At 45.9% G+C, this 10,969-nt stretch carries 13 protein-coding genes; 9 read left to right on the top strand and 4 right to left on the bottom strand.

The window, feature by feature from the left end; translation table 11 throughout:
- The 6 genes from Q0140_RS04325 to Q0140_RS04300 form a co-directional block, all read left to right on the top strand.
- On the top strand, window positions 1-611 hold a 611-nt coding region (locus tag Q0140_RS04325), incomplete at its 5' end, for a hypothetical protein (protein WP_297962232.1).
- Between the two features lie 87 nt (window positions 612-698).
- Entirely contained in the window at window positions 699-1,394 is a 696-nt protein-coding gene (gene ung, locus Q0140_RS04320) for a uracil-DNA glycosylase (protein ID WP_297962231.1), read from the top strand.
- A 173-nt stretch (window positions 1,395-1,567) separates the two neighbouring features.
- Entirely contained in the window at window positions 1,568-2,374 is an 807-nt protein-coding gene (locus Q0140_RS04315; RefSeq protein ID WP_177387860.1) for a transporter substrate-binding domain-containing protein, read from the top strand.
- 438 nt (window positions 2,375-2,812) lie between these two features.
- Window positions 2,813-3,619: a transporter substrate-binding domain-containing protein gene (locus Q0140_RS04310; RefSeq protein ID WP_291938062.1), complete on the top strand. Its 807-nt coding sequence runs from the start codon at window positions 2,813-2,815 to the stop codon at window positions 3,617-3,619.
- Between the two features lie 17 nt (window positions 3,620-3,636).
- The gene (locus Q0140_RS04305; RefSeq protein WP_297962229.1) at window positions 3,637-4,443 is read left to right on the top strand and encodes a transporter substrate-binding domain-containing protein; all 807 of its coding nucleotides are present in this window, start codon (window positions 3,637-3,639) and stop codon (window positions 4,441-4,443) included.
- Window positions 4,444-5,133: 690 nt separating this feature from the next.
- Entirely contained in the window at window positions 5,134-5,295 is a 162-nt protein-coding gene (locus tag Q0140_RS04300; protein ID WP_297962227.1) for a hypothetical protein, read from the top strand.
- 29 nt (window positions 5,296-5,324) lie between these two features.
- Here the strand turns inward: Q0140_RS04300 and Q0140_RS04295 are convergent, their stop codons facing one another.
- The 3 genes from Q0140_RS04295 to Q0140_RS04285 all read right to left on the bottom strand — a co-directional run bounded on the left by Q0140_RS04295 (window position 5,325) and on the right by Q0140_RS04285 (window position 6,794).
- Complete coding sequence (locus Q0140_RS04295) at window positions 5,325-5,579, bottom strand: EexN family lipoprotein (protein WP_297962225.1); 255 nt, start codon at window positions 5,577-5,579, stop codon at window positions 5,325-5,327.
- A gap of 46 nt (window positions 5,580-5,625) precedes the next feature.
- Entirely contained in the window at window positions 5,626-5,835 is a 210-nt protein-coding gene (locus Q0140_RS04290) for a hypothetical protein (protein ID WP_297962223.1), read from the bottom strand.
- A 215-nt stretch (window positions 5,836-6,050) separates the two neighbouring features.
- A complete protein-coding gene (locus Q0140_RS04285; protein WP_297962221.1) occupies window positions 6,051-6,794 on the bottom strand; it encodes a hypothetical protein in 744 nt (247 codons plus the stop codon).
- Window positions 6,795-7,144: 350 nt separating this feature from the next.
- On the opposite strand from Q0140_RS04285, the gene Q0140_RS04280 reads away from it, so the two are divergent.
- Complete coding sequence (locus Q0140_RS04280) at window positions 7,145-7,270, top strand: hypothetical protein (protein ID WP_297962219.1); 126 nt, start codon at window positions 7,145-7,147, stop codon at window positions 7,268-7,270.
- Between the two features lie 268 nt (window positions 7,271-7,538).
- On the opposite strand, the gene radA is transcribed toward Q0140_RS04280, so the two are convergent.
- Window positions 7,539-8,888, bottom strand: a complete 1,350-nt coding sequence (gene radA, locus Q0140_RS04275; RefSeq protein WP_297962217.1) for a DNA repair protein RadA — start codon at window positions 8,886-8,888, stop codon at window positions 7,539-7,541.
- A 199-nt stretch (window positions 8,889-9,087) separates the two neighbouring features.
- Between radA and brnQ the strand changes: the two genes are divergently transcribed.
- Window positions 9,088-10,419, top strand: coding sequence for a branched-chain amino acid transport system II carrier protein (gene brnQ / locus Q0140_RS04270; protein ID WP_297880868.1), 1,332 nt, complete (start codon window positions 9,088-9,090; stop codon window positions 10,417-10,419).
- A 192-nt stretch (window positions 10,420-10,611) separates the two neighbouring features.
- Window positions 10,612-10,969 (top strand): hypothetical protein (locus tag Q0140_RS04265; RefSeq protein ID WP_297962215.1); only part of this gene is annotated, 358 nt, incomplete at its 3' end.

The raw sequence follows: 10,969 nt of genomic DNA, 5'->3' as shown, positions 1-10,969 counted from the left end.
AAATCTTAATGCAAGCAGTAAAGATATTAAAAACATTGTGGAAAGTCATCAAGATTACGACACTTGTAGTCATTTTACCGCTTTTCTTATTGATAACGTGTATATGTTTATATGCTCAAATTTCGCCTTTATTTAAATTCCCGTACGTAAAAGATCGAGATTTGGCTAAATTTGAATCTCTAACAAGTAGAAAGGGCGAAACTTTGCTGATATATCGCAAAAAGATTCCCGATGGTGTTTGTTTCAATAAATGGCAGACTTGTATATGCTATACGCATTTTATAAAAGCGGATAAGCCTTTTGCCGTGACGCAACAAAAAATGCTGCAAGAGGGTTACAAACTTGTTTCCGAGTCAGATTGCATAGCCCAAACTAAAAATTTACACGAATTTAAATTGTCGTGGGCAGCGCCGTTTTATCACTATGCCGGCAGTCGGGAATATTTGATATATGGTTCGATCAAAAATTTAAATATAACGGCAATAGTGAATGATAAAAGGCGAATATGGCACAAAAAAGAGCACGAATCGGGACAGCCGGACGATTATGATCACGAGGTTATTTTTTATCCGGAACTTAATATAATTCAAATAAATAAAATGGGGTATTAATGGACGCATCTGTAATTGGTCGCGACGCTATTTTTAAAATTTATTGTAAAATTATGGCGTTAATTCATTAAAGCTTAAAGGGCTAGCATGCAGATAAACTTAGACGACGTGAGGATTGAGAGCGGCTGGAAAGAGGCGCTTAGGGAGGAATTTTTAAGCGAGTATTTTGCGAAGATCAAAGAAAACCTGCTCGCCGCAAAGGCGCGCGAGATCGTCTATCCGCCGGGAAATTTGATCTTTAACGCCTTCAATCTCACCCCGTTTGAGCGGGTGCGCGCGGTGATTTTGGGGCAGGATCCCTACCACGGCGCGCATCAGGCGATGGGGCTTAGCTTTTCGGTGCCGCGCGGCGTGCGAATTCCGCCCAGCCTCGTAAATATCTACAAAGAGATTAAGAGCGATCTGGGTATCAGCGAGCCTGAAAGCGGCGATCTGAGCTACTGGGCGAAGCAGGGCGTGCTGCTACTTAACGCGAGCCTTAGCGTGGGTGCGAACCGCGCGAACTCGCACAGCGGCTTTGGTTGGCAAATTTTTACCGACGCCGTGATTAAAATTTTAAGCGCGAGGAGGCAAAGCTTGGTCTTTATGCTGTGGGGAAATTTCGCCAAAGCAAAATCTGCGCTGATCGATGCGCAGAAGCATCTCATTTTAACCGCCGCGCATCCCAGTCCGCTTGCAGGAGGGGCGTTTTTCGGCTGCAGGCATTTTAGCAGATGCAACGAATATCTACGCGCGCACGGTCTAGGAGAGATCGATTGGGATCTAAATCACGGCGCAGATTAAATGTATTTTAAATGAAATTTGCGTAAAATGCGCCGCAAAATTTCAAAAAGGTAAAGAAATTTTAAAAAATGTCAAAAGGAGAAGTGAGCGAATAATATACGACCGGCTTAAGACGGCTTGCCGAAGCGACGCGAATGCGTGGCTAGGCTAAACATTGTAATTAAAGGAACGATATGAAAAAGATAATTTTGGGAATTTTATTGCTATTTACAAGTAGTGTAGTGGCAAATACCCTATCAGAGATTAGGCAATCGGGCAGTGTGCGCGTAGGCGTATTTGAGGCGCAACCGCCTTTTAGTAAATTTGAAGACGGCAAATTTCAAGGATTTGAGGTGACCCTAGCCGAGGCGCTATCAAAAGATATATTCGGTGGCAAGGCGGGCAAGGTAGAATTCGTGCCCGTAAAGGCTAGTGAACGTTTAAAAGCGTTGGAAGAAAATAAAGTAGATATGGTGCTTGCGACCTTTACGATCACAAATGAGCGCAAGCAGCTAGTCGATTTTACGACGCCGTATTTCGCAGTAAATATCGGCGTGCTAACCCGCGCCGGCGATAGGATCAAGACTGTATCGGATCTGCACGGCAAGCCGATCATCGCAGAAACCGGAACTACGGGCGAAGCGTATTTTAGAAAAGAGGGTTTTGAAATTGTAAATTGCGCTACCGCAAACGAATGCTATAAAATGCTAAAGGACGGTAAGGGCATCGGATATGCGACGGATAATCTGATAGTTTTAGCTTATGCCGTAATCGACAGCGACACCGAGGTAAATATCAAGAATTTAGGCGTTTCGGATTTCTTAGGCATTGCGGTTTCTAAGGGCAATAAGGATCTGCTTGAGTTCTTAAACGGCGAGCTAGTCAAGCTAAGTAAGAACGGCTTTATGAAAAAGACCTATGACGAGACTATCGAGCCGTATTACAAGGGCACTGCGGAGAAAAAATATTTCTTGCTAGATGATCTTTATAGCTTATTTTAGGTGGGCATAGCGGTACGTCTCGCCTGTGTTTGTTTTCGTAAGCATAGCTGTGTGCTCTCGCTAGGTAAAATTTAAAAGGCTCGCATAGTCTTGCTATTTTGCCCGACTTTGCGAGCTTGGTTTAGATTGTAAGATTTTACTAACGCGTCGTTGCAGAATTTATAAAATTCCATAGAATTTCGCAGCGGCGCGCTATTTTTATGGCGCTAATAGACGCACATAATTTTATAGCGAAGCGCTAAAATTTAATGAGAGCAGGCAGGGTTTGGCGCAAGGTAGCAAAATTTAAAAAGCCTCTATCATTATGCTTAGAAATTTTAGTTGCGAAATTTTATCGCTAAGCTCGCAATTTAGGGAATAATTTCAGTTCTGGCAAAATGAAATTTTAAGAAAATTTACATTACAATTACGAAAAATTTAAAATTCAAGGAGGAAATTATGAAAAAGTCATTTTTTCTTATTCTATTGTCGGCGATCTTTGTTTTTGCGAATTCCTTAAGCGAAATAAAGCAAAGCAAGGTTATCAGAGTAGGCGTTTATGAAAATGAGCCGCCTTTTAGCAAGTCAAGCGAGAAAGGCTTTGAAGGCTTCGAAGTCGAGCTTGCCAACGCGCTAGCCGGTAAAATTTTCGGTAACAGCGGCGGTCGTATCGAGCTCATACCGGTAACAAACGAAGTGCGTTTTCCGATGCTGCAAAACAATCAGGCAGATATGATAATCGCGGCTGCAAGTATCACTGAAGAGCGTAAAGGCAGCGTGGATTTCTCGATGCCGTATTTTACGGTGAATTTGGGAATTTTAACGAAAAAAGACTCAAATATTCACAAAATAGGCGATCTGATGGGCAAAAAGATCGGCGTCATCCGCAAGACTACCGGCGAGGCATATATCAAAAAGGACGGCGGTTATAATGTTTCTTATTGCAACGATTCGGTCGATTGCTATAGGAGATTAAAAAGTGGCGAGATCGACGGGTATTGCAACAACAACCTTTTTGTAATGGTCTATCCGATCGTAGATCCTGCAGTCGAGGTCAATATAAAAAATTTAGGCGATAATGTATTCTTGGGCGTCGCGGTGCAAAAGGGTAACGCGGAGCTGCTAGAAGCGATCAATAAAGGCTTGATTGCGCTTAGCAAAGAGGGCTTTTTCAAAAAGGCTTACGAGGATACTTTCGAATCCTTCTATAAAGGCACCGTCGATAAAAAATATTTCTTACTCGACGATCTTTACAGCTTTTTTTAATAAAAAAGGAATTTGAAATGAAAAAATCACTGTTTTTAATTCTTTTATCTTGCATCTTTGCGCTTGCGAATTCTTTAAGCCAAATAAAGCAGAGTAAAGTCATTCGTATCGCCGTTTATGAAAATGAGCCTCCATTTAGTAGAGTTACGGATAACGGCTTTGAGGGCTTTGACGTAGAGCTTGCTAATGCAATCGGAGGCAAAATTTTAGGCGATACCGGCGGCAGGATCGAGCTCATACCGGTATCGGCGCAAGCGCGCTTTCCGTCCATTCAAAATAATCAGGCAGATATGCTTATCGCGGCTGCAAGCGTTACTGAGGAGAGAAAGAAAAATTATGAGTTTTCGATGCCCTATCTTTCGGTAAATTCCGGAGTTTTAACCAGAAAAAGCGACAATATCCAAAAAATGAGCGATCTGCGAGGTAAGAAAGTAGGCGTCATTCGCGGCTCGACGGGCGAAGCGTTTATGCAAAAGGACGGCGGCTACAATCTAGTGTATTGCAAAAATTCCTCCGATTGCTACAAGCGGTTAAAAAGCGGCGAGATCGACGGCGCGTGCGACGATAATCTATTTGTGATGGTCTATCCGGTCGCAGATCCTAGCGTCGAGGTTAATATCAAAAGTCTTGGCGAGAACGTATTTTTAGGCATCGCGATGCAAAAAGGCAACTCTGAACTTGCAGAAGCCGTCAATCAAGCGCTCATCTCACTCAGCAAAGAGGGTTTTTTCAAAAAAGCGTATAACGATACTTTTGAGCCTTTCTACAAAGGCACCGTCGATAAAAAATACTTCCTTTTAGACGACATATACAGCTTCTTTTAGAATTTTAAATTCAATTGTGGATCGGAATTTTGGATGCTTCAGCGATTTAAAATTCCGATCCATCGCGTTAAAAGCTCATCGATATCGATCGGAATTCAAGCCGCTCGGCGTGATTGAAATTCCGTTTTTGATGCCAGCAGTTCGTCTATGGATTTTAGGGGGGTCTTTTTATTATAAATTTAAATCTAGATATCATGCCTACGTCGCGGACCGCGCGTATGTTTTTGAAAAAAGGCAAATTAAAATCTTAAATCTGCAAGCTTGCGTGCATTTAAACACCTTATGCTCGAGGGCTACGCGCTTAAAACCCTCCATTCGCTCTACGGATTTAAATTTTAATCCCGCATAGTATTAAAATTTCGTCTCTAAAATTAGGCGTTTAAATTTGAAAATTTCGGGCGAAATTTGCGCGTTATAAATTTTAAAATTTCTCTGAAATTGTGAAGAGAAATTCGACCGCTTAAGTCTAAATTTTACTTCGCTCTCAAAGCAAATTTTTAAAAAGTCCCCTTTAGGCGCAAAACAAAAGGCGCTGATATAACGGCGCACCTCTAAAATCTAGGTAGTGCGCCGCCTTGGAATTTTAAAGGTAAAATTTCAAAAACAAAATTCCGTCCTAATTCTTGCTGTGCGATTTCTCTGCGTCAGGCTTCGGAATTTAAACGCTCGCTTAATTGCGAAGCAAGCGCCGTGCCCTGTGCGGAAAGCGGGCTTTTGCAGATGAAATTTAAAAATGTCCTCCACGCAGGAGCTTTTAGCAGGCGTCGTGCGCAAAAGCAGGTAGTGCCGCTTTTTGTGATCGCGACGGATCGCCGCCGTCGCATCGTAGGTATCGGCTCGCGCAGCTTTTAAATTTCACTGCGCGACGATCTTAATAAAAGCTATTCGTATTTGAGCGCGTTAGGGTCGGATTTTCCTTCCCACGTATTTGTGCCGGCTTCTGTAACAAATTTGGCATTAGAACAGTCTTCTTGCTCATTTTTACTCATTCTTTCTTTTTTTGCACATTCTTGAGCTTTAATTTTAGCTTCTTCGACATGTTGTTTGTAATAATCCCTTGTTTTTGGCTTCTCCTCACAACCTGTTAGAAAAATAAAAGCACCTACGGCCAACATACTGACAATTACCTTTTTCATTGCAATTCTCCTTTGCATAAAATTGAAAACAAGCAATTATAATAAATTAAAATTTGATTGCATTTAAATCCGACTTCCCTTCCCAATCGTTTTTCCCTTCTTTCATTTTTTTGCTTTTGGCGTCTTGCAAAATTTCTTTGTTATTTTGGGCCGAAAGATAATTGGTTATGGCATTAGCCTGTGTCATTAAGGTAACTCTAAGCCTTCTTGTTTCATCAATTTGATATGCCATGAGGTCATTTCCAGCCTGCAGCACTTCTAAATTTCCTTTTGAGTTGGCAGGTCTTTCTTTGAACTTTTTAACAATTGCTTGGCGGTAGCTTCTATGCGGTGAGCCTCGCGATTTGCCAAGATTGCGTGACGGCGGTTTTTGTGCGGTTGAGCTTTGATCGCGCGGTGGTTTTCGCGTAGCTAAACTTTAGAATTCCGCGCGGCAAAGCCTTGAAATTATGTTTGGCTAAGCTTTAAATTTTACTCCGGGCCCTTGGAATTTTTTAAATCCTCCATGCGCTCCTGCTGAGCCTGCACGAACGCGCCGTATCTGATAAAAAGATAATCTTTGATCTCAAAAATCATCAACGTAAAAATCGAAGGCAGCGTAAAAAATCTAATCGTCATAAACACCAGATCAAGCGCGTTTAGCTCGTCGCTGCCCGCGCGATACCCTCCCGCGCCCGCGGTTAAAATCCCATGCAGCGCCTCGTAGTTGTAAAGGATGAAAATCGTCACGAAAAGCGTCGAGAGCTTCGATACGATCTTATTCATGATCTGCGCCACGTCCTCATCGGCGATCACCGACATCGCAAACCACACGAGGGTGAAAAATAGCGGAAAGACGATGTTAAAATTTAGCGAGTTATCAAGCTTCTGTGCGCCCGTCACCGCGATGATCGCAAACACCGCCGCAAAAGGGATCACAAATAGCGCGAAGGTCATCGCCGATTTTATCGCTTTAAAAAAGCTATACGCAAGCAGTGGCGAACCCAAAGCAAGCAAAAAGATCGTCAGCGCGTAGTTTGCTTTGGCAAAATCGTATAGGTTAAACAGCGCAAATACCGATGCTGCTGCAAGTAGCGGCACGCTTAGTTTAAAGAGCGCCCCATATTTGGCGTAAGCGTGCGACACGACGGCGTCGAGCTTGCTAAATTTGACGTTTAAGCTTTGCGCCCTGATGAAAAACAAAATGACGAATTTTACGATTACGTTTGGGCTCATACGCACCTTTCCGTTTAAATTTATAAAATTTTATCCGCGCTAAATTTAGTAAATTTTATCCGCGGAACCTGTCCGTAGAATTAGGCTTTGCCGACGGCTTATGCGGTCTGCGTTAAAATTTCATTGCGCTCTCGCTGCGTTGCTATCTTGCCGCCTTGTAGGCTTTGTCTTTTGGCTACGTGAGGCGGACCTGCGCGCTTTGGCTTGCGTAGCGTCTCGTTAGCAAGCCCCCTAGGTTGCAGCGTATCGCAGTAGCGCTCATTCGGCTCGGCGCGCGATACTTTGCTTGTGGTATCCGCACCCGCGCATGAGAGCTTGGCGCCGCTAAAATTTTACCGGCTCTTAGCCCTATGCGATACGTCCTGCGCGCCGCGATAGAATTTTGTGTGACGCAAGGACCTATCGGGCTTGGCTTTGCGCCGCATTGTGGCAAAATTTTAAAATTTATGCTGCAAAGCGCCTATCTTGCTCACTAGGATGTGCCGCGAATGATTAAATTTTAACCGCACCGTCGCCGAGCCGTTTTAAATCTCAAACGAATTTTTGAGCCGCTACGATACGTGAAATTCCAAAAATCGCGCCTTAGCGATCAAGCTCATTTGCGCTTGCTTGTGAGCCATGCAAAAAGCGGCGCACTTGTGCCCTTCGCCGCGCCCATGCAAAAGCAACGCGTCCCTTGCCGCTCAAAGTCCATTTCCGCTCGCTTGCGCCGCCCGCCAAGCCGAGGCTAAGAAGCGCGCCGCCTCACATCCAATCTAAAATTTGTGTGATCTCGGTGGCGTGAAAAATTTTAAGTCCCTGCGCGTTTTGCGGCTTCATCGGGACGATCGCGTTTTTAAATTTCTGCATCGCGGCTTCTTTCAGGCGCGCATCGAGGTTGAAGATCTCTCTGATCTCGCCGTTTAGGCTCACCTCGCCGATGAAGACGCTCTCTTTGCTGATCGGGCGGTTTTTGAAGCTGCTTACGATCGCCGCGACGACGGCAAGATCGCACGCTGTTTCGGTGATTTTTACGCCGCCGCTGACGTTTACGAAGACGTCATATCCGCCAAGCCCGATCTCAAGCTTGCGATCAAGTAGCGCCAGAAGCATATCGAGGCGGTTTTTATCAAAGCCCGTGGCGCTGCGCTTCGGGTAGCCGCTCTCGCACACGAGCGCTTGGATCTCCACGACGAGCGCGCGCGTGCCCTCCATCGTGATCGTGATCGCCGAGCCGCTTACCGCCTTGCCGCGCGTGAAAAATTTACTCGCGACGTCCTTTGCGCTTACGAGCCCGTGCGGCCCCATCTCGAAAATCCCCACCTCGCTCGTAGCTCCGAAGCGGTTTTTAAAACCGCGCAAAATTCTAAGCTGTTTGCTCGCATCGCCCTCGAAATACAGCACCACGTCCACCATATGCTCTAGTATGCGCGGGCCCGCGATCGAGCCCTCCTTGGTGATGTGGCCGATGATGAAGATCGAAATCCCGCGCGCTTTGGCAAGTCGCATCAGCTCAAATGTGATCTCGCGCACCTGCGTGATTGAGCCAGGCGCAGAGGAGGCTTTGTCGCTAAAAAGCGTCTGGATGCTGTCGATGACGATAAACTTATAATCCCTGCGCTCCACCTCTTCAAGCACGGCGCCCAGATTGATCTCGGTGAGCAAAAACAGCTGCTCGCTTATCGCACCCAGCCGCTGCGCGCGCATTTTGATCTGGCTAGCGCTCTCTTCGCCGCTTACGTAAAGCACGGCGCGGCCGCCGCTTGCTAAATTTGCCGCGATCTTAAGCAGTAGCGTGGATTTTCCGATGCCCGGGCTGCCGCCGATTAGCACGAGCGAGCCCTCTACGACGCCGCCTCCGAGGACTAAATTTAGCTCGCTATCCTTGGTGTCGATGCGTGAAATTTGCTCGATCTGTATCTCGCTGATCGCTTTGGCGCTTGCGGACGAGGCGCGGGTAAGCTCGCCCTCGATCTCTTTTAGCGCTTTTATTTGAGCGGGCTTGAGCTCGACGAAGCTATCGAATGCGCCGCAGTCGGGGCATCTGCCGAGCCATCTGCTTTGCTGATTGCCGCAGTGCTGGCATTCAAAAATCGTGGTTTTAATCTTCGCCATCTTTATCCCTCGCTCATTTTGTCTAAATTTAGCCTTGAATTTCGCGAAATTATACTTAAAATTTTTAAAATTTTAGCCGCCCCGCGTGCTGTTTGCGGAATTAAAAATCACGAGATAGAGGATTTGTGGCTAAATTTAAATATGTTTTAAACATTTATAACTATAATACAAACTTCACTTTATTTAAAGAAGGTTTAAGATGAAGGGCAAGCTTAGTAGAAGCCAGTTTTTGACGATATCGCTTACGCTATTTGCGATGTTTTTCGGTGCGGGAAATTTTATTTTTCCGCCGGGCTTAGGCAAGGATTCCGGACAGAATTTTTATGTCGCGATAATGTTTTTTTGCGCTACGGCGGTGCTTCTGCCGGTTCTCGGCGTCGCAGGCATTGCGCGCGCTAAGGGGCTTCAGAGCCTAGTGCGCCGCATAGATCCGGTGTTTGCGATCGTTTTTACCGCGCTTTTATATCTTACGATCGGGCCTCTTTTTGCGATACCGCGCGCGGCGAATATGCCTTTTGACATCGCGATTAAGCCTTTTATTGCGGAAGAGCGCCTTCAAATTTGGCTATTTGTTTATTCTGCGGCATATTTTGCGCTGAACTATTACATCTGTATGAACCCTTCAAAGCTCGTAGATCTGCTCGGAAAATACCTCACGCCGATACTTTTGGCGCTTATTTTGCTGCTTTTCGGCGCGGGATTTTTATTTCCGATCGGAAGCTTCGTCGCTCCTAGCGGAGAGTATGTCGATCATGCCGCAGCAAAGGGCTTCGTAGAGGGCTATCAGACGATGGACGCGCTTGCGTCGCTGGCATTTGGAATCATCGTAATTAACGCCATTAAAGCAACCGGCGTGAGCGACGAAAAGCACCTTGTAACCTCCACGATAAAAGCGGGAATGATGTCGGGCGTCATACTGATGACGATATATTTTATGCTGGGCTATCTGGGCGCGACCTCTGCTGAGCTTTTCAAAGATACGCCGAATATCAACGGAGCGGAGCTTTTGTCGCGAGTAAGCGATCATTATTTCGGAAGAATTGGCGTCGTGATCCTAGGCAGCGCGTTTTTCCTAGCCTGCATCACCACGACGTTAGGGCTTATAAGCTCGGCTAGCGAATACTTCGAAGAGCTTACGAAGGGCAAGATCAAATATAAAACCTGGGCGATCGCTTGGTGCGTGATCGGCTTTGGAGTCGCAAATTTCGGCCTTACGACCATCATCAAAGGCTCTATCCCCGTACTCGTCGCCATCTATCCGATCTCGATCATGCTGATAATCCTCTCGCTGATTAATCCGTGGATCGATTCGAGCAAGCTGATTTACCGCGCCTGCGTCTATGTTTGCGTCGTCGAGGGCGTCATAAATGGACTTGATATTTTGGGGATTTCGGTGCCGCTTGTGACATCGTTTGTGAAGATGATGCCGTTTTACGACTCGATGCTCGGCTGGATCGTGCCTAGCACCTTGACCTTCGCCGTGACATACGTGCTGCATCTGATCTTTGAAAAAAGAGACGATAGCTTTTAAATTTAAGAGCTATTTTAAAATTTAGCCGGGCTCTATGGGGCTCGGCACACTTCTAAATTTTAATTCGCCGCCGAATTTAATCTCACATATTTTTTACTGGAATTTTGACATATAAAATAAGTCGCCTTCAAAATTTAACCTAAATTTACGCTAGAATTATCAAAATAAAATTTCAAAAGTGAGGATGGCAAAATGGCTGCGAACGACGAAGCGCTAAGTTTAGCGCGAGATTTTGAGCGCGACGGCTTTAAAGTGCCAGATTTATACGAGCGGTTTTGGCGGCTGCAAGGGGATGCGGCGGCGTATTTTGCGCTAGCGGACAGCCTGCTGCGCGGGCGGCAAGAGGGCGGCACGCTGCAAAAGGACGCTATGGGCTACGTAGGCGAGGAGGATTTTAAAGCTTTGATCGCTACGGCGGTTGAAATTTTACGCGAGGAGGCGGCGCAGGGGCGCGAAACGCAGCAGAGCAAAAGCGCTGCACAGACGGGAGAGGATGCGCGCTCGGGCGAATGCAGGGGCAAAAGCGCACGGCAACGCGGCGGAGATGAAA

The sequence above is a fragment of the uncultured Campylobacter sp. genome, assembly GCF_938045405.1.
GTDB lineage: Bacteria > Campylobacterota > Campylobacteria > Campylobacterales > Campylobacteraceae > Campylobacter_B.
The sequence above is the reverse complement of the archived record's forward strand: the minus strand, read 5'-3'. Positions and strand labels throughout refer to the sequence as shown.

Bases quoted from the DNA above. Each gene is read 5' to 3' on its own strand.
- Q0140_RS04295 (WP_297962225.1), bottom strand. From the start codon at position 5,579: ATGAAAAAGGTAATTGTCAGTATGTTGGCCGTAGGTGCTTTTATTTTT.
- brnQ (WP_297880868.1), top strand. From the start codon at position 9,088: ATGAAGGGCAAGCTTAGTAGAAGCCAGTTTTTGACGATATCGCTTACG.
- Q0140_RS04315 (WP_177387860.1), top strand. From the start codon at position 1,568: ATGAAAAAGATAATTTTGGGAATTTTATTGCTATTTACAAGTAGTGTA.
- Q0140_RS04310 (WP_291938062.1), top strand. From the start codon at position 2,813: ATGAAAAAGTCATTTTTTCTTATTCTATTGTCGGCGATCTTTGTTTTT.
- Q0140_RS04305 (WP_297962229.1), top strand. From the start codon at position 3,637: ATGAAAAAATCACTGTTTTTAATTCTTTTATCTTGCATCTTTGCGCTT.
- Q0140_RS04280 (WP_297962219.1), top strand. From the start codon at position 7,145: ATGCGATACGTCCTGCGCGCCGCGATAGAATTTTGTGTGACGCAAGGA.
- ung (WP_297962231.1), top strand. From the start codon at position 699: ATGCAGATAAACTTAGACGACGTGAGGATTGAGAGCGGCTGGAAAGAG.
- Q0140_RS04285 (WP_297962221.1), bottom strand. From the start codon at position 6,794: ATGAGCCCAAACGTAATCGTAAAATTCGTCATTTTGTTTTTCATCAGG.
- radA (WP_297962217.1), bottom strand. From the start codon at position 8,888: ATGGCGAAGATTAAAACCACGATTTTTGAATGCCAGCACTGCGGCAAT.